Source organism: Rhodococcus zopfii NBRC 100606 = JCM 9919, from assembly GCF_001895025.1.
Lineage (GTDB): Bacteria > Actinomycetota > Actinomycetes > Mycobacteriales > Mycobacteriaceae > Rhodococcus > Rhodococcus zopfii.
The window spans coordinates 86,041-107,787 of the sequence record NZ_BCXI01000008.1 but is presented as its reverse complement, the minus strand read 5'-3'; the positions used below and the strand labels follow the sequence as shown (position 1 = coordinate 107,787).

At 69.6% G+C, this 21,747-nt stretch carries 22 protein-coding genes and 1 pseudogene; 7 read left to right on the top strand and 16 right to left on the bottom strand.

The features are described from left to right. Window positions 1–62 precede the first annotated feature (62 nt). Complete coding sequence (locus RZ1_RS05525; protein WP_072809932.1) at window positions 63–1,019, bottom strand: HpcH/HpaI aldolase/citrate lyase family protein; 957 nt, start codon at window positions 1,017–1,019, stop codon at window positions 63–65. A 309-nt stretch (window positions 1,020–1,328) separates the two neighbouring features. Between RZ1_RS05525 and RZ1_RS05520 the strand changes: the two genes are divergently transcribed. The 5 genes from RZ1_RS05520 to RZ1_RS05500 all read left to right on the top strand — a co-directional run bounded on the left by RZ1_RS05520 (window position 1,329) and on the right by RZ1_RS05500 (window position 6,409). Beyond that, window positions 1,329–2,603, top strand: coding sequence for a magnesium transporter MgtE N-terminal domain-containing protein (locus tag RZ1_RS05520; protein WP_072809931.1), 1,275 nt, complete (start codon window positions 1,329–1,331; stop codon window positions 2,601–2,603). Further along, window positions 2,596–3,123: a DUF1003 domain-containing protein gene (locus RZ1_RS05515; protein WP_072809929.1), complete on the top strand. Its 528-nt coding sequence runs from the start codon at window positions 2,596–2,598 to the stop codon at window positions 3,121–3,123. The genes RZ1_RS05520 and RZ1_RS05515 overlap by 8 nt, the downstream gene beginning before the upstream one ends. Window positions 3,124–3,244: 121 nt before the next feature. Then, the gene (locus RZ1_RS05510; protein ID WP_072809927.1) at window positions 3,245–4,198 is read left to right on the top strand and encodes a lysozyme family protein; all 954 of its coding nucleotides are present in this window, start codon (window positions 3,245–3,247) and stop codon (window positions 4,196–4,198) included. 179 nt (window positions 4,199–4,377) lie between these two features. Further along, window positions 4,378–5,250, top strand: a complete 873-nt coding sequence (locus RZ1_RS05505) for a lytic transglycosylase domain-containing protein (RefSeq protein WP_072809926.1) — start codon at window positions 4,378–4,380, stop codon at window positions 5,248–5,250. A 25-nt stretch (window positions 5,251–5,275) separates the two neighbouring features. Continuing rightward, the gene (locus tag RZ1_RS05500; RefSeq protein WP_174565168.1) at window positions 5,276–6,409 is read left to right on the top strand and encodes an Mrp/NBP35 family ATP-binding protein; all 1,134 of its coding nucleotides are present in this window, start codon (window positions 5,276–5,278) and stop codon (window positions 6,407–6,409) included. Between the two features lie 32 nt (window positions 6,410–6,441). Here the strand turns inward: RZ1_RS05500 and tatB are convergent, their stop codons facing one another. The 4 genes from tatB to sigE all read right to left on the bottom strand — a co-directional run bounded on the left by tatB (window position 6,442) and on the right by sigE (window position 9,603). Continuing rightward, window positions 6,442–6,813: a Sec-independent protein translocase protein TatB gene (gene tatB / locus RZ1_RS05495; protein WP_072809922.1), complete on the bottom strand. Its 372-nt coding sequence runs from the start codon at window positions 6,811–6,813 to the stop codon at window positions 6,442–6,444. Between the two features lie 94 nt (window positions 6,814–6,907). After that, window positions 6,908–8,449 (bottom strand): S1C family serine protease, encoded by a 1,542-nt coding sequence (locus RZ1_RS05490; protein WP_083583536.1) that lies wholly within the window; start codon window positions 8,447–8,449, stop codon window positions 6,908–6,910. A gap of 136 nt (window positions 8,450–8,585) precedes the next feature. After that, entirely contained in the window at window positions 8,586–8,954 is a 369-nt protein-coding gene (locus RZ1_RS05485) for a zf-HC2 domain-containing protein (protein ID WP_072810005.1), read from the bottom strand. A gap of 16 nt (window positions 8,955–8,970) precedes the next feature. Then, window positions 8,971–9,603 (bottom strand): RNA polymerase sigma factor SigE, encoded by a 633-nt coding sequence (gene sigE, locus RZ1_RS05480; RefSeq protein WP_072810003.1) that lies wholly within the window; start codon window positions 9,601–9,603, stop codon window positions 8,971–8,973. Between the two features lie 311 nt (window positions 9,604–9,914). Here sigE and RZ1_RS05475 point away from each other — a divergent pair. Then, window positions 9,915–10,551, top strand: a pseudogene (locus tag RZ1_RS05475) (O-methyltransferase). Between the two features lie 15 nt (window positions 10,552–10,566). On the opposite strand, the gene glgC reads toward RZ1_RS05475, so the two are convergent. Further along, window positions 10,567–11,781 (bottom strand): glucose-1-phosphate adenylyltransferase, encoded by a 1,215-nt coding sequence (glgC, locus tag RZ1_RS05470; RefSeq protein WP_072809921.1) that lies wholly within the window; start codon window positions 11,779–11,781, stop codon window positions 10,567–10,569. 105 nt (window positions 11,782–11,886) lie between these two features. Between glgC and glgA the strand changes: the two genes are divergently transcribed. Beyond that, window positions 11,887–13,056 carry a glycogen synthase gene (gene glgA, locus RZ1_RS05465; RefSeq protein ID WP_072809919.1) on the top strand — a complete coding sequence of 390 codons (1,170 nt, stop codon included), beginning with the start codon at window positions 11,887–11,889 and terminating at the stop codon, window positions 13,054–13,056. A 15-nt stretch (window positions 13,057–13,071) separates the two neighbouring features. Here glgA and RZ1_RS05460 read toward each other — a convergent pair whose 3' ends face one another. The 10 genes from RZ1_RS05460 to dapE form a co-directional block, all read right to left on the bottom strand. After that, window positions 13,072–13,923, bottom strand: a complete 852-nt coding sequence (locus RZ1_RS05460) for a putative RNA methyltransferase (protein WP_072809917.1) — start codon at window positions 13,921–13,923, stop codon at window positions 13,072–13,074. A gap of 93 nt (window positions 13,924–14,016) precedes the next feature. Continuing rightward, a complete protein-coding gene (locus RZ1_RS05455; protein WP_006554284.1) occupies window positions 14,017–14,184 on the bottom strand; it encodes a DUF3117 domain-containing protein in 168 nt (55 codons plus the stop codon). 148 nt (window positions 14,185–14,332) lie between these two features. Next, window positions 14,333–14,902, bottom strand: a complete 570-nt coding sequence (locus RZ1_RS05450; RefSeq protein WP_072809915.1) for a DNA-3-methyladenine glycosylase I — start codon at window positions 14,900–14,902, stop codon at window positions 14,333–14,335. After that, entirely contained in the window at window positions 14,899–15,357 is a 459-nt protein-coding gene (locus RZ1_RS29555; RefSeq protein WP_083583535.1) for a DivIVA domain-containing protein, read from the bottom strand. The genes RZ1_RS05450 and RZ1_RS29555 overlap by 4 nt, the downstream gene beginning before the upstream one ends. Window positions 15,358–15,385: 28 nt before the next feature. Then, window positions 15,386–16,339 carry a glucosyl-3-phosphoglycerate synthase gene (locus tag RZ1_RS05440; RefSeq protein WP_072809914.1) on the bottom strand — a complete coding sequence of 318 codons (954 nt, stop codon included), beginning with the start codon at window positions 16,337–16,339 and terminating at the stop codon, window positions 15,386–15,388. Next, window positions 16,336–17,289: a dihydropteroate synthase gene (folP, locus tag RZ1_RS05435; protein ID WP_072809912.1), complete on the bottom strand. Its 954-nt coding sequence runs from the start codon at window positions 17,287–17,289 to the stop codon at window positions 16,336–16,338. Before folP ends, RZ1_RS05440 begins: the two co-directional genes overlap by 4 nt. 88 nt (window positions 17,290–17,377) lie before the next feature. Then, window positions 17,378–19,177 carry a long-chain-acyl-CoA synthetase gene (locus tag RZ1_RS05430; RefSeq protein WP_072809911.1) on the bottom strand — a complete coding sequence of 600 codons (1,800 nt, stop codon included), beginning with the start codon at window positions 19,175–19,177 and terminating at the stop codon, window positions 17,378–17,380. A gap of 90 nt (window positions 19,178–19,267) precedes the next feature. Then, the gene (locus RZ1_RS05425; RefSeq protein ID WP_238072022.1) at window positions 19,268–19,831 is read right to left on the bottom strand and encodes an LOG family protein; all 564 of its coding nucleotides are present in this window, start codon (window positions 19,829–19,831) and stop codon (window positions 19,268–19,270) included. Continuing rightward, complete coding sequence (locus tag RZ1_RS05420) at window positions 19,828–20,631, bottom strand: LOG family protein (RefSeq protein ID WP_072809907.1); 804 nt, start codon at window positions 20,629–20,631, stop codon at window positions 19,828–19,830. Before RZ1_RS05420 ends, RZ1_RS05425 begins: the two co-directional genes overlap by 4 nt. A 10-nt stretch (window positions 20,632–20,641) precedes the next feature. Beyond that, entirely contained in the window at window positions 20,642–21,718 is a 1,077-nt protein-coding gene (gene dapE, locus RZ1_RS05415) for a succinyl-diaminopimelate desuccinylase (protein ID WP_072809905.1), read from the bottom strand. Window positions 21,719–21,747 lie beyond the last annotated feature (29 nt).

Genomic DNA, 21,747 nt, shown 5'->3' with positions numbered 1-21,747 from the left:
TGCCCGGTTGACGACTCCCGTGTGGCTACTGCAGCGGTTCGGACTACTGCGGCGAGTCCGAACTACTGCGGCGGGTCGAACACGGTGGTGCGCGTCATGCCGGCCGCGCGGCCTTTCGCGGAGATCACCAGCGCCATCTTCCGGCTGGCCTCGTCGATCATCTCGTCACCGAGCATCGCCGCACCCCGTGCACCACCGGCATCGGAGGTGTGCCACTCGTAGGCGTCGAGGATCATCTCGGCCTTGTCGTAGTCGTCCTGCCGCGGGCTGAACACTTCGTTGGCCGCGTCGATCTGGCTCGGATGCAGCACCCATTTGCCGTCGAAACCGAGCGCGGCGGTGCGCTGCGCCGACCGGCGGAACGCGTCGACGTCGCGGATCTGCAGGTACGGACCGTCGATGGCCTGCAGTCCGTGGGCGCGCGCGGCCATCAGGATCGTCATCAGGATGTGGTGGTACGCGTCGCCGCGGTCGTAGCCGTCGGGCTGTTCGCCGACGACGAGGGTGCGCATGTTGATGCTCGCCATGAAGTCGGCGGGGCCGAACACGAGCGTCTGCACACGCGGGCTGGCGGTCGCGATCTCGTTGATGTTGGTCAGGCCGATGGCGTTCTCGATCTGCGGTTCGATGCCGATCCGGCCGACCTCGAGACCGTGCGCCTTCTCGACCTGCGTGAGCAGCAGGTCGAGGGCCTTGACGTGGCTTGCGTCGGGCACCTTGGGGAGCAGGATCGCGTCGAGGTGGGCGCCTGCGCCGCCGACGACGGACGTGACGTCGAGATAGGTGGCGTCGGTGGTCCAGTCGTTGACGCGCACAACCTTGAGTTGCTCGCCCCAGCCGTCCTCCGCCAGGGCCTCGACGATGTTCGTGCGGGCCCCCTCCTTCGCCAGCGGTGACACCGCGTCCTCGAGGTCCAGGAAGATCTCGTCGGCGGGCAGCCCCTTCGCCTTCTCGATCATCTTGCGGCTGCTGCCGGGGACGGCGAGTACGGATCGGCGGGGCTTGTACGAGAGCGACATGAGCTGGACGGACCTCCGTGTTCCGGATTCGGCGACGCGGCGATTGCTCCTGGCAACCGTGCGTGACGACCGTAACAAAGCGCTGCCGAGGCCCACGCACGCGATCGGGCGGGGTGCGCGGCTACTCCACGGCCGCCGATACGGCCGATACGTCGATCGATCCCGGCGAACCCGAGGACGGCCGCCGTGCGGGGCGGGCTCGTGAGGGCGGGCCGAAACGCGCGAGTCCGACGGACGGTGCACGTGCACCGCCCGGAGCCGCTCTTATGCTTGGCTCGACCGGAACGCGACTCGGCAGGGAGTGATCACTTGGCGGCAGTGAGCAAGGTATTCGCGGCCAGGCTTGCGGGCCTGGTCGTACTCGGACCCGACGGGGAATCGATCGGTCGCGTCCGCGATGTCGTGCTCACCATCAGGATGGGTCGCCAGCAGCCGAGGGTCATCGGCCTCGTCGTCGAATTGCCGACCCGGAGACGGATCTTCGTGCCGATGCTGCGCGTCACGGCGATCGAGCCGGGCGCGGTGACCCTCACGACCGGCAATGTCAGTCTGCGCCGTTTCAATCAGCGCCCGACCGAGATCCTCGCCCTGGCCCAGGTGCTCGATTCGAAGGTCCGGGTCGACGACCCCGAACTGCCCGAACTTGCCGGGGTCGACGCGGTCGTCGTCGATCTGGGCATCGAGCTCACCCGCACCCGCGACTGGCTGGTGGCACGGGTCGCGGTGCGCCAGCACCGGGGACGGCTCGCGCGACGCTCGGCGATCCACGTCGTGCAGTGGCAGCACATTTCCGGGCTCACCGCGGCTGCGCTGGCGATGCCGGGGCAGGGCGTCTCGCAGCTGCTGCTGCAGTTCGAGGACATGCGCGCCGCGGACGTCGCGCTGGCGTTGCGGGAACTGCCCGAGAAGAGACGCAACGAGGTCGCGGTCGCGCTCGACGACGAACGCCTCGCCGACGTCGTGCAGGAGCTTCCCGCCGACGACCAGACCGATCTGCTCACCAGTCTCGGTGTCGACCGCGCGGCCGACGTGCTCGAGGCGATGGACCCGGACGATGCGGCCGACCTCCTCGGCGAGCTGCCCGAGACCGAAGCCGAATCGCTGTTGCAGTTGATGGACCCCGAGGATTCGGAGCCGGTTCGCCGCCTGCTCGAACACTCCCCCGACACCGCCGGCGGTCTGATGACCCCCGAGCCGGTGGTGCTCACCCCCGCCACGACGGTCGCCGAGGCGCTGGCGCGGGCCCGCAACCCGGATCTGACGCCGGCGTTGGCGTCGATGCTGTTCGTGGTGCGTGCCCCCACCGCTACCCCCACGGGCCGATACCTGGGCTGCGTGCACCTGCAGCAGTTGCTGCGCGAGCCCCCCGCGAGCCTGGTCGGCGGCATCGTCGACAACGACCTGCCGCGGCTGGATCCCGACGACTCGCTGACGGCCGTCACCCGATACTTCGCAACGTACAACCTGGTGTGCGGGCCGGTGGTCGACGCCGAGCAGCACCTGCTCGGAGCCGTCACGGTCGACGACGTGCTCGATCACCTGCTGCCCGAGGACTGGCGTGAAGAGGAGACAGACGATGAGTGACCGCACCGCTCTGGCCAGCCAGCGTCTCGACACGCCCCGGTCCTCCCGGTTCCGGGTCAATTTCGACGTCGAGGCCGTCGGCCGGGTCAGCGAGTCGATCGCCCGGTTCCTCGGCACCGGTCGTTATCTGCTGATCCAGACCGTCATCGTGGTGGTGTGGATCTTCCTGAACGTCGTGGCCGTCGAACTGCAGTGGGATCCGTATCCGTTCATCCTGCTCAACCTGGCGTTCTCGACCCAGGCTGCGTACGCGGCGCCGTTGATCCTCCTCGCACAGAACCGTCAGGAGAACCGCGACCGGGTCTCGCTCGAGGAGGACCGGGCGCGGGCCGAACAGACGAAGGCGGACACCGAGTTCCTCGCGCGGGAGCTCGCCGCCCTGCGGCTCGCTGTCGGTGAGGTCGCGACCCGCGACTATCTGCGCCGCGAACTCGACGACCTGCGCGCCCTGCTCGTCGACTCGGAGGACGAGTCCGCGAAGGCGGGGACCCAGGCCAAGGCCCGCACCGCACGACGCTGACGTCACCCGAGCGGGCGCTCGGCTCGGTTGTTCTGTAATCTCCGTCACAGACCTGCCCCGGGATGGGCGGCATGTGTCTGTTGTTCGTGACGGTGTGCGGGGCAAGGCAAGGGGTGGTCGTGTGCGGTGGCAGGGTCTGATCGCGGTGCCGGTGATTCTCGCAGCGGGATATGCGGCCGCGGCGTCGGCAGCGCCGCCGGCCGGCCCCGCCCCTGCCGCGCCCGGCGACGCGGTGGCCGCGACGGCCGCATCGGTCGGGATCGTCCCGTTCACCCCTGCACCGGGTGCCGTCCCGCGTGGCCCGGCGACCACGCCGACGGGCAACCCGGCCGACCCGCTGGCACAGTTCCCGCCGGACGTCACGGTCCCGCCCGGGGAACCGTCTCCGGTCCTCGCGGCCGAGGGTCCGCTCGCGGTGCCCGAACTTGTCTACTACGCGTATCGCGCGGCGGAGATGCAGCTGCAGATCGACACCCCCGGATGTGGACTGCAGTGGAATCTGCTTGCCGCGGTCGGCCGGCTCGAATCCGGGCACGCGGGCGGAGGGCGGACCGACGTGCTCGGCACACTGAGCACCCCGAAGGTGTCACCGAACGGCGAACTCGGGCCCCTGCAGCTTCCGGCGGCCGTGTGGGAACAGTATTCGGCGGACGGCAATGCCGACGGACACGCCGATCCGCAGAACGTGTTCGACCAGTCCTTGGCCGCGGGCCACTGGATGTGCGCAAACGAAGCCGACCTGCGGGAACCTGACGGTCGCACTCGGGCCGTCGCGCTGTTCGACACCCGACCGGAGTACCTGAAGAACGTCGAGGCGTGGTCGGCCGCCTACGAGAAGGGCGCGGCGACCTCGCCGGGTGTGATCAGCCCGCCGCCGGTCCCCACGCCCACCGCGCGACCGGTTCCCGGCGCCGCGGACGTCGCAGCGCCCGAGCCCGGGTCGCCCCACCCGGTCACCGTAGAGGAACAGGCCCCCGAGCCTGCTCACGCCGAGTCCACACCGGTGCCTGCGGGTCCCGTTCCGCCGGCGCTGCCGGAGATTCCCTGCCTGGTCCCGGCCCTCTGCGGACAGTAGAACGCCGCCTCCACACCCTCGCAATATCCCCTCGGAAAAGGCCGGTCACCCGGAGGAAACGCGGCGCCCCGCGCGGCGCGTTACATCACAGTTGAATAACGGAAGCGTCTCGGCTCGTGTTATCGTCGGTCCGCCAGATAACGGAGGCATCTCGACGAGATGCCCGAGGGAGGTATCGAGTGGGCCGGCACAACAAAGCTACGACGTCCAAGCTGCGACGAAACTCCGTCATCGCCGTAACAGGACTCGTGCCCGTCGGCCTGGTCGCCGCGGCCGCCACCACCGCGGGTGCGGCCTCGAAGAGCATCCTGGGGATCCATCGGACCGCCGAGACTGCCGACGCCGAAGCCGCCGCAGGCACCGGCGCCGGGAACCCCAAGGCAATCCAGTCCGTCGCGCCGGTCGCCGACCTGATGACCGCGCCGGAACCGGCCGCCGCCCCCGCCCCGAAGGCCGCGCCCGAGCCCGAACCGGCCGCCCCCGCCGTCCGGCAGCAAGGGCCGCTCGGGATCCCCGCCGTCAACTTCGCCGCCTACCAGAACGCCGAACGCATTCTCGCCGCCGAGAATCCGGGCTGTGGCATGTACTGGACGCTGCTCGCCGGCATCGGCCGCGTCGAATCCGGCCACGCCAACGGCGGCCGCGCCGCCGACGACGGCAACCTCTTCGAGCCCGTCATCGGGCTTCCGCTCGACGGCAGCCTGCGCGGACAGGCCACCATCCGTGACACCGACGGCGGCGCCCTCGACGGCGACACCGTCTACGACCGCGCGGTCGGTCCGATGCAGTTCATCCCCACCACGTGGAACCAGTACGCGGGGGACGGCAACGGCGACGGCGTCGCCGATCCGCAGAATCTGTTCGACTCCACCCTGACGACCGCCAAGTACCTGTGCGACGGCGGCCTCGACATGCGTAATGTCGCACAGGCCACCAAAGCCATCCATCGTTACAACAATTCGATGGCGTACGTCGCGAACGTCCTCGCCTGGTCCGCGGCCTATTCGACCGGTATCGAGCCCAGCCCCGTGGACCTGCCGCGCATCCACTGACCCGCGCCCGCCTACGATGGGCGCCATGGCAGTGAGTGAATCCGACATCCGCAACGCACTCGCGCGAGTGCAGGATCCGGAGATCCGCAAACCCATCACCGAACTCGGGATGGTCAAGAGCATCGACATCGACGCCGACGGCAACGTCGCCGTCGCCGTCTACCTCACCACCGCTGGGTGCCCCCTGCGCACCGAGATCACCGAACGCGTCACCAAGGCCGTCGCCGACGTCGCCGGTGTCGGCGCAATCGACGTGACCCTCGACGTGATGAGCGACGAACAGCGCACCGAACTGCGCAAGTCGCTGCGCGGCGACTCCAGCGAACCTGTCATCCCGTTCGCCCAGCCCGGATCGCTGACCCGCGTCTACGCGGTGGCGTCGGGCAAGGGTGGTGTCGGTAAGTCGTCGGTGACGGTCAACCTCGCCGCCGCGATGGCCGCGCGCGGCCTGTCCGTCGGTGTCCTCGACGCCGACATCTACGGCCACTCGATCCCGCGCATGCTCGGCACCGACGCGAAGCCGACGCAGGTCGAGCGCATGATCATGCCGCCGATCGCGCACGACGTGAAGATGATCTCCATCGCCCAGTTCACGCAGGGCAACACACCCGTCGTGTGGCGCGGGCCCATGCTGCACCGGGCGTTGCAGCAGTTCCTAGCCGACGTGTTCTGGGGCGATCTGGACGTGCTGCTGCTCGACCTGCCGCCCGGCACCGGCGACGTCGCGATCTCCGTGGCCCAGTTGATCCCGGGCGCCGAGATCCTCGTCGTCACCACTCCCCAGCAGGCCGCCGCGGAGGTAGCCGAGCGGGCCGGCTCGATCGCGCTGCAGACTCGTCAGCGCATCGCCGGTGTCGTGGAGAACATGTCGTGGCTCGAGCTGCCCGACGGCACCCGCATGGACGTGTTCGGCTCCGGCGGCGGCCAGGCCGTCTCCGAGCGTCTCACCCGCGCGGTCGGCGCCCAGGTCCCGCTGCTCGGGCAGATCCCGCTCGATCCGGCGGTCCGGGAGGCCGGCGACGCCGGAACCCCGATCGTGCTCAGTGCACCGGACTCAGCCGCCGGCACGGCATTGCGCGAGATCGCCGAGAAGCTCGCGGTGCGGCGCCGCGGCCTGGCCGGGATGTCCCTGGGAATCGACACGACCCGTCACCTCTAGCGCACGGCCCTGCCGGGTCGGCGATCGGACGATCAGGTGGCGTCGGTGTCGATCGGGGGCCGCTCCCCCACCCCGAGAGGGTTCGACGCCGGCGGCTTCTGTGCCGGCTTGTCGAAGTTTCCGGTGAGGATCGAATCGTCGCCGTCGAGCAGATGCTTGGTGATGACGGCCTTCGGGGTCATCCCCCGCAGCTCGTTGAGCTCGGACAGTGGCTTGCGCAGGTCTTCGAAGTCCGGTCCGAGTTCGTCCTTGAGCTGCTGCCGGGCACCGGACGCGTAGTCCCGCACCTGACGCAGCGACTTCGTCACCCACGAGACCGCGCCGGGCAGACGCTCGGGTCCCAGAACCACGAGCGCCGCGACGAGGAGGACCATGAACTCGCCCCAACCGATGTTGCCGAACACCGCCCCAGCCTACGTGGTCGGCGGCCGGGTTGGGCGGTGACGTGCGCAGGTCACAGTCGGTCCATGGCGAATCCGGATCGCCCTCCCATCCGGGCTAATCGGATTCCGGCGTCACCTGCACGTCGACGAGGCGGCCGCTGCGCACGAGCTGGACGGTGACCGGTTCCCCGATCCGCTGCTCGTGAACCGCCACGACCAGCTCATCGGCACTGGTCACGGTGCGGTCGCCGACCTTGACGATCACATCGCCCTCGACGATCCCGGCACGCTGGGCCGGACTGTCCGCCTGGACGTTCGCGACCTCTGCTCCGCTGGCGGTGTCGTTGACGACCGTGCGGGCGTTCACCCCGATCTCCGGATGACGCATCTCGCCGTTGCGGATCAGTTCCTGCGCAACCTGCGTGACGGTGTCGATGGGGATCGCGAAACCGAGCCCGACCGAACCGCCGGTCTCGGTCTTGATCGCCGAGTTGATACCGATGACGCGACCGTCCGCGTCGACGAGGGGGCCACCGGAATTACCGGGGTTGATGGAGGCATCGGTCTGCACCGCATCGATCACGGCGTCGGTGTCGGTGCCCTGCCCACCCAGACGCATCGGCCGATGCAGGGCGCTGACGATGCCGCGCGTGACGGTTTTGCTCAGACCGAGCGGCGAGCCGACCGCGATGACATCCTCACCGACCTGCACGTCGGCGGACCGTCCGAGTTCGGCGACCGTCAGGTTGTCGACGTCCTCGACTGCCAGCACCGCGAGGTCGGTGTGGATGTCGCGGCCGACGATCGAGGCGGGCATCTTGGTGCCGTCGTTGAACGTCACCTGGATCTTCGCGTCGGGACTTGTCGCCGCCATCGACACCACGTGGTTGTTGGTGACGATGTAGCCGGCGCCGTCGATCACGACACCGGAACCGGTGCCGGCCTCGTCGCCGAGCGTCACCTGGATCGACACGACCGCCGGGAGCACCGCGTCGGCGACCCGCGCGACCTGCCCGGTCGGGAGTTCGTCGTCTCCCGCGATCTGCGACAGCGCCACACCCCGGCTGGTGAGCGATCCGTTGTCGGACGTCACCAGCGCGACGATCAAGCCACCCACCATGCCGATCGCGACCGCGACCGCGGCGAGGGTCGCAAGGGCGCGGGGCTCGATGCGACGGTCGAACAGCACTTCCCGCAGGGTCAGCTTCCGGCCGGGCGGCAGCACCTGCTCGCCGGTCTGCTGCGCGGCGGGTCCGAGCCGTACCGGCGTCGACGGATCGCGCCACGGGTCGGGTTCGGGAGCCTCGTCCCCGGCGTCGGTGTCCGATCCGGTGGGCGGTCGCTGCAGAGTGTCGTCGGCGTCCTCGGGCCGGCCGAACGCCTCGGCGAGGACCGGGTCGGTCGGCGCGACGTGCTCGACGGCGGGTTCGGCGGCTCGGGCGCGGGCGGCGTCGGTGAACGATCCGGCCGTTCCCGAGGGCCGGCCGAACACACGGGCCGCGGCAGGGTCGACCGCGGGCCGGTACACCGGTCGCGGTTCCAGGCGCGGCGCGTCCGCCGGACGTTCGATCGACGGGGAGGCGGCGGCGCGGGCGGCCGGCTCACCGTCGGTGTCGGTGGCTCGCCACCCGGGCTGCTTCACTGATTCCGCGGTCACGCGTGTCCGTCTCCCCCGTCGTGGTCAGTCACGGTGCCCAGTATCACCGATGAGCCCAGTATCACCGACGGCCCCGGTCTCCGAGCTACCGACTCCGCCCGGCCGGTCGCGGCGGGCGGACTCGTGCACGGGTGGGTCAACGGCGCCGGCGGATCGACCAGCGCCGGCCCCCGGGCCAAATCTGGTCCTGACCGGGCCACAGCGGCTGCGGGCTCTGCCCGGCCGTGTCCTGGAGGGCGGTGTCCTGGAGGTGGGTGGGGATGCTGCTGAGGGCGCCGAGCAGGGAACTCGGCATCTGCGGGGCTCGCTGGGCGGCGTTGCGCAGTGCGTGCCGGGCCTGCTGCTGGGCCTCGACCTCGGCTGCGCACTCCGGGCACATCGACAGGTGCTGCGACGCGCGCAGGTACGCGTTCATCCGGAGTTCGCCGTCGACATACGCCGCGACGGCCTCGCTGGCGAGATGCTCGGTGGAGCCGAACTGTCGGGGCGGGTACGCCATCGTCATCAAACCCTCCTGGCGGCTACCCCGCACGGACTCGACCGGACTCGATCTCCGCATTCTCGCGGAGATGCTCACGCAGCGCCTGGCGACCTCGGTGGATGCGGCTGCGCACCGTTCCGAGCTTGACGCCGAGTGTGGCACCGATCTCCTCGTACGAGAGTCCTTCGATGTCACACAGCACCACTGCCGCACGATACTCCGGCGCCAGCGCATCGAGCGCGGACTGCAGGTCCGCGTCGAGACGCGCGTCGTGATAGATCTCCTCGGGGTTCGGGCCCTCGGCCGGGACCCGGTCGTAGTCCTCGGGCAGCGCCTCCATGCGGATGCGGTTACGGCGGCGCACCATATCGAGGAAGAGGTTGGTGGTGATGCGGTGGAGCCAGCCCTCGAACGTGCCGGGCTGGTAGTTCTGGAGGGACCGGAAGACTCGGATGAACGTGTCCTGGGTGAGGTCTTCGGCGTCCTGGGCGTTGCCGGACAGCCGGTAGGCGAGCCGGTACACACGGTCGCCGTGTTCACGGACCAGCTCGTCCCATGACGGCATCGACCCGCGATCACCGGTGGCGTCGAACACCGCGGTGCCGGTCAGCTCTGCAACGGCTTCGCCACCGTCAACGGCTTCGGCACCGCCGAGGGCACTGCCGTCGAGCAGGTCGACGCCGGGAAGGGTGCGGGTGTCGCTCGTGTGGGTTTCGACCATGTGGATCGCTGGATCCTCCTCTTCGGGACCGCCGATCTGAGAACTGCCACGTATCCCGGGCAACGCCCGGGACAGCCGGATTGTTCCCGGCCGGCGCGTGACAACCGTCGACCGTTTCAGCGCGGTCTGCTGTGTGCCGTGTCTTCACCCTCCCCCTTCGCCATGTGCCGGCCCTATGAGTAGCCTGAGGCGGACCTGAGAATCCTTCCCCCGGTCGTGCGCGCCTGCCTGCGTGAACGTCTTCTCGACGCTAGCCTCGACGCGTGCAGACCAATGCCGAACGGATCCTGGCCCACGCCGAGAATGTCGTCGTCGAGGACGAGCAGCTCGTCGCGGCGCGGGAACGTGCCCTCGACCTGGGTGCCGATCCGATCCCCCCCGTCTGTCGGCGCCACGCTCGCACTGTTCGCCCGGATGCTCGACGCCAAGACCGTCGTCGAGATCGGGACCGGCGCCGGGGTGAGCGGGCTGTGGCTGCTGCACGGCCTGCGTGAGGACGGCGTGCTCACCACGATCGACAGCGAGCCCGAGCATCAGCGGGCGGCCAAGGAGGCGTTCCGCGAAGCCGGGATCACGGCGTCGCGTACCCGGCTCATCAACGGCCGGGCCCTGGACGTGCTGCCGCGGCTCGCCGATTCCGGATACGACCTGATCTTCGTCGACGCGACCCCCGCCGATCATCCGCACTATGTGCGCGAAGGCGTGCGCCTGCTGCGCCCGGGGGGCGTCCTTGTCCTGCACAACGCGCTGCTCGGCGGCCGCGTCGCCGATCCCGCCGAACGGGACGCGACAGTTCTGTCGGTCCGGGATGCGGCGCGCGCCGTGTCGGCGGACGACCGCCTCGCACCGGTGGTGCTGCCCCTCGGCGACGGACTGCTGTGCGCGGTGCGGATCAGCTGACCGGGACCAGCACCGTCAGATCCACACGCCCTTGCCGATGGCGACGACCCCGCCGTTGCTGACCGCGAACCGCTGACGGTCGCGTTCGAGGTCGACACCGATGATCTCGCCGTCGCCGACCACGACGTTCTTGTCGAGGATCGCGCGGCGCACCACCGCGCCCTTGCCGATGCGCACGCCCGGCATGAGCACGCTGCCCTCGACGGTCGCGCCGTCCTCGACCATGACGTTCGAGCTGAGCACGGAGTTGCGGACGGTCGCGGCGGACAGGATGCTGCCGGCCCCGACGATCGATTCCTGCGCGAGCCCGCCCTGGACGAATTTCGCGGGCGGCAGGTTCTCGGCGGCGCCGCGGATCGGCCAGCGCTTGTTGTAGAGATTGAAGATCGGGTGCACGGACACCAGGTCCATGTGCGCGTCGTAGAAGGCGTCGAGTGTCCCCACGTCCCGCCAATAGGCGCGGTCGCGTTCGGTGGCTCCGGGCACGACGTTGTCGTTGAAGTCGTAGACGTGCGCGGCACCCTGCGCGACCAGCGCCGGGATGATGTCACCGCCCATGTCGTGGTCGGAGTCGGGGTTCTCGGAGTCGGCGCGCAGCGCCTCCACGAGCACCTTGGTGGTGAACACGTAGTTGCCCATCGACGCGAACGTCACGTTCGGGTCGTCGGGGGTGCCGGGTGGGTGCGCCGGCTTCTCCAGGAACTGGGTGATGCGGCCCTGTTCGTCGCTGTCGATGCACCCGAACGCGAATGCTTCGCTGCGCGGCACCCGGATACCGGCGACGGTGACTCCGGCGCCGGATTCGATGTGCTGGTGGACCATCTGCTCGGGATCCATGCGGTAGACGTGGTCGGCGCCGAACACGACGATGTACTCGGGATCCTCGTCGTACACCAGGTTCAGCGACTGCAGGATCGCATCGGCGCTGCCGGTGTACCAGCGCGGACCGAGCCGCTGCTGCGCCGGGACCGGCGTGATGTATTCGCCGGTGAAGCCGGACAGCCGCCACGTCTGGGAGATGTGCCGGTCCAGCGAATGGGACTTGTACTGCGTCAGCACACAGATGCGCAGATAGCCTGCGTTCACCAGGTTGCTCAACACGAAGTCGATCAGGCGGTAGGCGCCGCCGAACGGCACGGCGGGCTTGGCCCGGTCCGCCGTGAGCGGGTACAGGCGTTTGCCCTCGCCGCCGGCGAGCACGATTCCAAGCACATGGGGCTGGCTCCTCACACAGTCAACCTATCCGCCACCCCACAGCGCCGCCAGCGATGCGGCACATCGACACGCGGGAACACCCCGGTGGCCGGAACATCGCGGGACCGATAGTTTGGGCGGGTGCGGGTGGCAATGATGACGCGGGAGTACCCGCCTGAGGTCTACGGCGGCGCCGGAGTGCACGTCACCGAGCTGGTCGCGCAGCTGCGCAGGCTGTGCGAAGTCGACGTGCACTGCATGGGCGCGCCCCGCGAGGGCGCTTTCGTCCACGACCCGGATCCGGCGCTCGCCGGCGCGAATGCCGCGCTGACGACGTTGTCGGCGGAACTGCGGATGGCGCAGGCGGCGAGCGGCGTCGACGTCGTGCATTCGCACACCTGGTATTCGGGCCTGGCCGGGCACCTCGCGGCCGAACTGTACGACGTGCCCCACGTGCTCACCGCCCACTCGCTCGAACCGCGGCGGCCGTGGAAGGCCGAGCAACTCGGCGGTGGCTACCGCATCTCCTCATGGTCCGAACGCAATGCCGTGCAATACGCCGACGCGATCATCGCGGTCAGCGCCGGGATGCGGCTCGATGTCCTCGACGCATACCCGTTCGTCGATCCGGCGAGGGTGCATGTGGTTCGCAACGGCATCGACACCGGGGTGTGGCATCCGGGCCCGGCGAGAGGCTCCGAGTCGGCGCTCGAACGGCTCGGTGTCGACCCGGACCGGCCGATCGTCGCGTTCGTCGGCCGCATCACCCGGCAGAAGGGTGTCGGCCATCTGGTGGCGGCGGCGCACCATCTCGATCCGGACATCCAGCTGGTGCTGTGCGCCGGCGCCCCGGACACGCCGGAGATCGCCGCCGAGACCGAACGCGCGGTCGCCGAACTGCGAGAGCGGCGCGGCGGCGTGTTCTGGGTACAGGAGATGCTGCCCACCGAATCGGTCCGCGAGATCCTCTCGGCGGCAAGGGTGTTCGTGTGCCCGTCGGTGTACGAACCGCTCGGGATCGTGAACCTCGAGGCAATGGCCTGCGAAACCGCGGTGGTCGCATCCGATGTCGGCGGGATCCCGGAGGTCGTCGAGGACGGTGTCACGGGACGCCTCGTGCACTACAACTCGTACGAGCCGCAGGTCTACGAGCGTGCGCTCGCAGCGGCCGTCGACGAAATCGCGCTCGATGCGGATCTCGCCGCCCGGTTGGGTCACGCCGGCCGCGATCGCGCGATCGCCGAGTTCTCGTGGGCGCAGATCGCGCGGCAGACACTCGCCGTCTATCAGGATGTGACCGCGCGGCGGTGAGCCGTAGGGCCGGTGTCAGTCACGCCGAGTCCACACCGAGACGACGACCGACGCCGTCACCGGGAACGGTTCCGGCAGGTCCGCCAGGAGCGCCGCACGGCGATCGGCCGTGACGTGATGGGCAGAGGGCCCCATCCCCGCGAGCAGCGCGAGCGCGGGGTGCGGCAGCGCCATCGGGAACCGGACCTCGCGGCGAGCCGTGCGGTCGAAGGCGCCGGACAGGGCCGCACCGAGACGTTCGGTCTTCCGGTCGTCGACCTGCACCATGCCCGGCAACGCGACCAGTTCCCGCAGATGCTCGCTCGTCGGCGTGACGACGACGAGCCGCCCGCCGGGTTCGAGCACGCGGTGGGTTTCGTCGGCGTTGCGCGGCGCGAAGATCGACAGGACGTGACTGAGGGATCCGGACCGCACCGGGAGTTGTCGCCACACGTCGGCGAGCACGGCGCCGACGCGCGGGTGACTGCGGGCGATGCGGCGCACCGCGGGCTTCGAGACGTCGAGTCCGATGCCACGCGAGCCGGGCAGGGCGTCGAGGACGGTGGCGAGGTACTGGCCGGTGCCCGCCCCCACCTCGAGGATCCGAGGCGGGACGGGGCTGTCGCCGGAAACCGTGTCGGCGCAGGCCCGGGCGACGGCGTCACGGATGGGGTCGTAATGACCCGCAGAGAGAAAATCGCCGCGCGCGGCGATCATGTCGGCGCTGTCGCCGGTGAATCGGGTCGCGGCGCCGGTGAGGAGCGTGACATAGCCCTGTTTCGCAACATCGAAATTGTGTCCGCTCTCGCACAACAGGGCGGAGCCGTCGAGATCCATACCGAGTCCGCACTGTGGGCACGCAAGCAGATCGGTCACCGCGTCGAGCACCGGCGCTCCTCACAGGGTCGATGGGTCCGGGATACGCGACCGGGCCCCGCGCACCGTGGAGCGCAGGGCCCGGATCGTCCGCAATCGGACAGATCAGCTGGTAACACTCTTGAGTTCGTCACCGAGGGCCGCGGCCTCTTCCGGCGTGAGCTCGACGACCAGACGTCCGCCTCCCTCGAGTGGAACCCTCATGACGATTCCTCGTCCCTCTTTGGTTGCTTCGAGGGGACCGTCCCCGGTCCGGGGCTTCATGGCCGCCATCCTCTGCTCCCTCCAAATCTGCGCTCGACTACCGAGCGCCTGGGTTACCGTTGTGCCCGGACAGTTTATCGGCGGGCTCGCCTTCCCATTCTTCCCTATCCGGGCATCGACCGGGTAGCTGACTCCTCGGTCACATCACAATTTCTGATCAAGCGTCCACTTGGACCCAGCAGTCCGCGAGGTGGTCGTCGACCATTCCGGTGGCCTGCATGAGCGCATATGCCGTGGTCGGGCCGACGAACCGGAACCCGCGACGCTTGAGCTCACGGGCCATCGCGATGGATTCGTCGGTGACGGCAGGTACCTGCGCGATCGTCGCGAACCGTGCCGTGCGTCGCGGCGGCGCGAACGACCACAGCAGCGTGTCCAGGTCCGTCCCGGACAGATCCAGCACGGCGCGGGCGTTGGCGATCACAGCGTCGATCTTGCGGCGGTTCCGGACGATTCCGGCATCGCCGAGCAAGCGATCGACGTCGGCGCCACCGAAGCCCGCGACCACGTCGACGTCGAAACCGGCGAAGGCCTGCCGGAACGCCTCCCGCTTGCGCAGGATCGTCAGCCACGACAACCCGGACTGGAACGCCTCGAGGCACAGACGTTCGAACAGTGCGTCGCGGCCGTGCAGCTCCCGGCCCCATTCGGTGTCGTGGTATTCGCGGTAGAGGGTGGAGCCGGGCGTGTCGATCGCCCAGGGGCACCGCACGAGGTTGTCGCTCACGGATTCTCCTCCCCCGGTTCGGAACCCGCTTTCTCGGCTCGGGCCGCCTCCGCTCTGGCGGCAACGGCGTCGGTGGCGATCGCTTCGGTCTCGGCGTCCGCGTCGACGCTACCGTCGTCGGTCCCCGACTCCCCGGCGTTCTCGTATTCGGCGGCGTTCTCGTATTCGGCGGCGTTCTCGTACTCGGCGACACGGGCGCGCAGACCGTCGATCTCCCGGGCCAGGCGGTCCAGTGCCCAGTCCACCTCGGACGTCTTGTAACCCCGGGCCACCTGCTGAAAACGCAGGTCGCGAACGTCGACGCCCGTGACGTCGGTGGCGGGCAGCACCGTCGCCGTGGTCCCCGGAGGGATCGGCGCCAGGACTTCTCCCCGACCGAACACCGCGCTCGCGGTCGCGAACAACACCGCGCCGACGACCACCATGACGACGACGTACAGCAGAACCGTCAGCATGGTCCGATCTTGGCACGGACCACCGACATCAAGCCCCGGGGCTGCCGATCACGGTGTTCATCGGTGGCCGATCGGTCAGCTCGACGTGTCGGGCGACCGGCACGAACGAATCCCCGTCGACGAGGAACTGGGTCAGCGGCGCGCCGGAATCGGGGATGCCACAGCGGCGCAGCATGGTGCCGATGATCTGCCTGCTCATGACCCCCAGATCCGACAGCGGCCGGTTCCGGTGTTTGCGGACCCCCAGGTTGACCTGCGCGATCGCGCCGAGCCCCAGGCGGTCGTAGGTGTCGAGGAGCAACCCGATCTCGACCCCGTAGCTGGGTGCGAACGGCACCGCCGTCAGCAGTTCACGGGTACCGGCGTACTCGCCGCCGAGCGGCTGCAGCACGCACGTGAGTTCCGGGCGCAACGCAGCCAGCAGCGGACGCGCCACCAGTTCGGTGACGCGACCGCCGCCGTTCGCGTCCTCGGTGCCGCTCACCCGCAGCGGTCGCCGGTAGTAGCCCTTGACGAGATGGACGCCGTCGCCGAGCAACAGTGGGCCGAGCAGTTTCGGCACGAACGCCGGGTCCGGCTTGATCAGATCGGAGTCGACGAAGACGATCAGGTCGCCGGTGGTGGCAGCCAGGGAACGCCACAGCACCTCGCCCTTGCCCGGAACGGGGTCGACGCCCGGCACGGCTTCCTCGCGGGACAGCACGCGCGCACCCGCGGCCCGTGCGCGCTCGGCGGTGGCGTCGGTGGACCCCGAATCGAGCACGATCAGTTCGTCGACGAGGCCGCCGAGGAGCGGGTGGATCGTGTCCACGACACCGCCTACCGTCTTCTCCTCGTTCAACGCCGGCAGCACCACCGACACGGTGCGGCCGGCCTTCGCGCGCTCGAGCTCGGCGACCGTCCAGCCCGGTTGATCCCAGCTGTTCGTCTCGTTCCACGCGGGGGCCGGCGCGCCCGTTCCGGTGCGGGCCGGGGCGCTCATGCCAGGCCCCGGGTCGTACGGGCCGGGGGGCGGGTGCCCGCGATCGCGGCGACCATGTCGACGACCCGGCGGGTCGCTGCGACCTCGTGAACTCGAAACATCCGCGCGCCTGCCGCGGCGGCCAATGCTGTCGCTGCCAAGGTGCCCTCCAACCGGTCGGCGAGTTCCACCCCCAGAGTCTCCCCGACGAAGTCCTTGTTGCTCAGCGCCATCAGCACCGGCCACCCGGTATTCACGAGAACGTCCACGTGCCGCAACAACTCGAGCCCGTGATAGGTGTTCTTTCCGAAATCATGGGTCGGATCGATGAGGATCGAGTCCGCCGCGACACCGGTCCGGGCAGCGTTCTCGGCCGCGGCAACCACCTCGCTGGTCACCTGCCCGACGACGTCGGGATAGCGCACGCGGTGTGGACGCGTCCGCGGCACCGCGCCGCCGGTGTGCGAGCAGACGATGCCGGCACCGAGCTCGGCGGCGACCGCGACGAGGCCCGGGTCGGCGCCCGCCCACGTGTCGTTGATCAGGTCTGCGCCTTCGGCGACCGCGCGCCGGGCCACGTCCGCGCGCCATGTGTCGATGCTGATGATCACCTCGGGGTAGCGCGCCCGGATCGCGGCGACGAACGGCACCACACGCCGGATCTCCTCCGCGGTGTCGACGACCTCGCCCGGTCCTGCCTTGACCCCGCCGATGTCGACGAGGTCCGCGCCCTCGGCGACTGCGCGGTCGACCGCGGCCAGTGCCGCCTCGTCGGTGAACGTGGCACCACGGTCGTAGAACGAGTCCGGGGTGCGATTGACGATGGCCATCACCAGTGCCCGATCGGTCGCCACGGGCCGGCCACAGAGCGTCGGCAGCGGGCCCACCGGCGACTGCGCGGGGGCGGCGGATGCCGGGCGGGTGCGCTGGGAGACGGGACGAGTGTCACCGGAGGTGGCAGGGCCGATCATGACCCCATCCTGGCACGCACCGGAAACGCACGGAGCCGAGGACCGGCCGCCGCGGCGCGAACCGGCTGTGCCCGCGCCGCGTCCGGCGTCAGCGCGAGGAAGGCAGCTCTCCTCGCGCGACGGCCTCGGTGTACCCGTCGTAGGCGCGCCGGTATCCCCCGGACCGCCCTTCGAGGACGTACAGCGGGTCGTCTCCGGTCTTGCTGAATCCTTCGTCGCGCAGATCCACCTTGCGGCTCTTGAACGTGCTGGTGTGCTCGAGCTCGTCGACGATCCGCACGAACAGCGGCACCGCGTACGCCGGCAGCGAGGCGAACAGCTCGTCGGCGAGCCGCCCGCCGTCGAATTCGGCGCCGGGATGCAACGTCACGGCGGCCATTCCGGCCCGGCCGTCGGTGCCGGGGACCTCGACGCCGTAGACGACGGCCTGGGAGATCGCGACGTGCCCGGAGACCGCGGCTTCGACCTCGGTGGTCGCGACGTTCTCGCCCTTCCACCGGAAGGTGTCGCCGAGGCGGTCGACGAACGCGACGTGCATGAAGCCCTGACTGCGCACGAGATCGCCGGTGTCGAACCAGGTGTCGCCGTCGGCGAATCCGTTACGGACCAGTTTGGCTTCGGTGGCGTCGGGATCGGTGTAGCCGTCGAACGGTGCCCGGTCGGTGACCTTCGCGAGCAGCAGCCCCACCTCGCCGTTGCCGACACGGCGGAGTCGGCCGTCCCGGCCGCGGCGGGCCTTGCCGGTGTCGTGGTCGTAGTCGACGACGGCGTACGGCAGCGGGCACACCCCCGCGGTGTGCGTCTGGTTGAGGGCGTTGATGAAGGCGATGTTGCATTCGCTGGCGCCGTAGAATTCGGCGACCCGGTCGATCCCGAACCGTTCGGTGAACTCGTTCCACAGTTCGGGGCGCAGCCCGTTGCCGACGACGAGCCGGATGTCGTTGTCGCGGTCGTCGGGGCGGGGCGGCTGGTTGAGCAGGTAGCGGCAGATTTCGCCGATGTAGATGAACGCGGTCGAGCCGTTGCGTTTCGCGTCCGCCCAGAACCCGGAGGCCGAGAACTTACGGCCGAGCGCGAGCGTCGCACCGGACGCGAGGACCGACGACAGCGCGACCGTCAGGGCGTTGTTGTGGTACAGCGGCAGGCAGCAGTACAGGGTGTCGTCGCGGCGCAACCGGACGCCGAGGCTGCCGAGACCGGACATCGATTTGAGCCAGCGGAAGTGGCTCATCCGGCTGGCCTTGGGCAGGCCGGTCGTGCCGGAGGTGAAGATGTAGTACGCGATGTGGTGCGCCTGCAGACGCTCGGTGACCGCGGGATTCGCGGCGTCGGCGCCGACAGCCAGGGCGTCGAGTTCGCCGACCCGCAGCACGTCGACGGCGTGCGGGGACGTGCCGAGGGATGCCGAGTCGATCGAAGACACGGCGTCCTCGCATTCCTCGCCGACCACGAGCACCCGACTGTCGAGGAGGCCGAGGCTGTGGGCGAGGACGTCGCCGCGCTGGTGGTGGTTGAGCATGCCCGCGGCGGCACCGAGTTTGACGGCGGCGAGTGTTATCAGCAGGGCCTCGGGCCGGTTCTGCATGAGGATGCCGACGACGTCGCCGGTCTGCACTCCTCGCTGCGCCAGGACGCTTGCGTAGCGGTTGACCTGGGCGTTGGCGTCTCCGTAGCTGAGCGTGTCGCCTTCGAACCGCAGGAACGGCCGGTCCGGCCGGCGGTCGGCGACGCGCTGGAAGACCAGACCGATCGATTCTCGGGCGTCGGGACGTCGGGTCAGGCCCAGCGCACCGCGTAGCAAGCTGGGCAGGTCCGGCAGCATCGCCGGAAGCTGGCCGGCAAGGCCCAGCAGGGAGATCGTCGATTTGTGCTCGGTGGTCACTGACATCCTCTCGGAGGGGCCGCACAGGCGTCGAAGGGCAGCGTCGGCCACCCAACCTACTTGAGAGTAAGCACGCTGGCGAGGGGCGAAGGTGCGCTAACTCACAACACCGGCCGCGCAGCGATCCAGAGCCTCCGCAACATCCGCCGTGACCTGCAGCCCGTCGAGTGCGCGCTGTGCGACGAATCCGGTGCCGACCATCGATCGGAGCCACTCGAGCAGTCCCGTGTAGTGTCCCACCGGATCGAGCAGCACCACCGGCTTGTCGTGCATGCCCAGGTATCCGGCCGTCCACGTCTCGAACAGTTCCTCGAGGGTGCCGATCCCGCCGGGCAACGCGATGAACGCGTGCGCCCGATCCTCCATCACCTGTTTGCGTTCACGCATGGTCTCGGTGACGATCAGCTCGTCCGCGTCGATGTCGGCGACCTCGCGATGCACCAGCGCCTTCGGGATCACCCCGACGGTGTGTGCACCGGCCTCACGGGCGGCCTCGGCGACCGCGCCCATCATCGACACGTTGCCGCCGCCGGACACGAGCTGCCAGCCGCGCCGGCCGATCTCGGTCCCCACGGCCGCGGCCAGCTCCAGGTACTGCTCGTCGACGGGTCCGGACGCGCAGTACACGCATACCGACAGCGCGATCGGCGCCCCGCTCACCACGAGACGTTCTCCTCGTACACCGACTCCGCCTCGTCCCCGCGGTGAGCCTCGACGACGATGCGCACCGCCTCCTCGACGCTGTCGGTGACCGACAGCAGATCCAGGTCGCCGGGCGAGATCTTGCCGTCGTGCACCATGACGTCGCGGATCCAGTCGAGCAGTCCCGACCAGTAGCCGGAGCCGAGCAGGACGATCGGGAACCGGGTGATCTTGTGGGTTTGCACGAGGGTCACCGCCTCGAACAGCTCGTCGAGCGTCCCGAACCCGCCGGGAAGGCAGATGAACGCCTGCGAGTACTTGACGAACATGGTCTTGCGGGCGAAGAAGTACCGGAAGTTCAGGCCCAGATCGACCCATTCGTTGAGGGCCTGCTCGAACGGCAGCTCGATACCGAGACCGATCGAGAACCCGCCGGATTCGCTGGCACCGCGGTTCGCGGCCTCCATCGCACCCGGACCACCACCGGTGACGACCGCATATCCCGCCTCGACCAGCGCCGCGCCGAGCTTCCGCCCCAGCGCGTACTCGGGATGGTCCTCCGGCGTGCGCGCCGACCCGAATACCGCGACCGCGCGCGGCACCTCGGCGAGCGACCCGAATCCTTCGATGAATTCGCTCTGGATGCGCAGCACCCGCCACGGATCCGTGTGCACCCAGTCGGTCGGTCCGCGACGGTCCAGCAGACGCTGGTCCATCGTGGTGGTCTCGACCGCGCGATCACCGCGCAACTGCACGGGTCCGCGTTGAACGATCTTGGCGCGGGACTTCCGCCGCTCGGATTCGGAGTCGCCTGACATGGGGGCCACGCTATCGGGACAGGTAGGCGCGCAGCACCGCGGCCACATCGGTGATCTGCTGGACCGGGACATGTTCGTCACGCTTGTGCGCGAGATTCGGGTCGCCCGGCCCGTAGTTCACGGCGGGAATGCCCAACGCAGCGAACCGCGAGACGTCGGTCCAGCCGTATTTGGCGCGGAACCGGCCGCCGGCGGCCTCGACCAGCGCGGCCGCCGCCGGATCCGACAGGCCGGGCAGCGCACCGGGCGAGGCGTCGGTCAGTTCGAGCGTGACGTCGAGACCGTCGAACACCTCCCGCACGTGAGCGAGCGCCTGTTCGACCGTGCGATCCGGCGCGAACCGGAAGTTCACGTCGACGTCGGCGGCGTCGGGCACGACGTTCCCGGCGACACCGCCGGTGACGCGCACCGCCGACAACCCTTCCCGGTACACGCAACCGTCGATGTCCACCGACCGCGCGGCGTACCGCGACAGCCGCTCGAGCACCGGGGCGAGCCGGTGGATCGCGTTGTCCCCCAGCCATGACCGGGCCGAGTGCGCCCGCACCCCGGACGTGGTCAGCCGTACCCGCAGCGTGCCCTGGCAACCCGCCTCGATCTGGCCGGCCGTCGGCTCACCGAGGATCGCGACGTCCGCAGCCAGCCAGTCCGGCAGTTCCTTCTCGATCCGGCCGAGGCCGTTGAACTGCGCCGCGATCTCCTCGCAGTCGTAGAAGACGAGCGTCAGGTCGTGCGCGGGGTCCGTGACCGTCGCCGCCAGATGCAGGAACACCGCGTCGCCCGATTTCATGTCGACGGTGCCGCAGCCCCACAGCAGATCACCGTCGCGGCGGGACGGGACGTTGTCGGCGATGGGCACGGTGTCCAGGTGCCCGGCGAGCATGACGCGGCTGCCCAGACCGCGATTCGTGCGGGCGAGCACCGCGTTGCCGCAGCGCACCACCTCGAACCCGGCGGTCTGCTCGCGCAGAGCGGTCTCGACCGCGTCGGCGATCACCGCCTCGTCCTGCGACACGCTGGGAATGTCCACCAGGGCAGCGGTCAACTCGACGGGATCGGCGTGCAGGTTCAGACGCGGTACGGGCATAGATGCACGATACGGAACGCCTGATTTTC

Coding starts and splice junctions, on each gene's coding strand:
- folP (WP_072809912.1), bottom strand. CDS start 17,289: ATGATCGGCCCTGCCACCTCCGGTGACACTCGTCCCGTCTCCCAGCGC.
- RZ1_RS05440 (WP_072809914.1), bottom strand. CDS start 16,339: ATGAGCGCCCCGGCCCGCACCGGAACGGGCGCGCCGGCCCCCGCGTGG.
- RZ1_RS05430 (WP_072809911.1), bottom strand. CDS start 19,177: ATGTCAGTGACCACCGAGCACAAATCGACGATCTCCCTGCTGGGCCTT.
- RZ1_RS05500 (WP_174565168.1), top strand. CDS start 5,276: ATGGCAGTGAGTGAATCCGACATCCGCAACGCACTCGCGCGAGTGCAG.
- dapE (WP_072809905.1), bottom strand. CDS start 21,718: ATGCCCGTACCGCGTCTGAACCTGCACGCCGATCCCGTCGAGTTGACC.
- RZ1_RS05515 (WP_072809929.1), top strand. CDS start 2,596: ATGAGTGACCGCACCGCTCTGGCCAGCCAGCGTCTCGACACGCCCCGG.
- RZ1_RS05485 (WP_072810005.1), bottom strand. CDS start 8,954: ATGACGATGGCGTACCCGCCCCGACAGTTCGGCTCCACCGAGCATCTC.
- RZ1_RS05525 (WP_072809932.1), bottom strand. CDS start 1,019: ATGTCGCTCTCGTACAAGCCCCGCCGATCCGTACTCGCCGTCCCCGGC.
- RZ1_RS29555 (WP_083583535.1), bottom strand. CDS start 15,357: ATGCTGACGGTTCTGCTGTACGTCGTCGTCATGGTGGTCGTCGGCGCG.
- RZ1_RS05420 (WP_072809907.1), bottom strand. CDS start 20,631: ATGTCAGGCGACTCCGAATCCGAGCGGCGGAAGTCCCGCGCCAAGATC.
- RZ1_RS05455 (WP_006554284.1), bottom strand. CDS start 14,184: ATGGCGGCCATGAAGCCCCGGACCGGGGACGGTCCCCTCGAAGCAACC.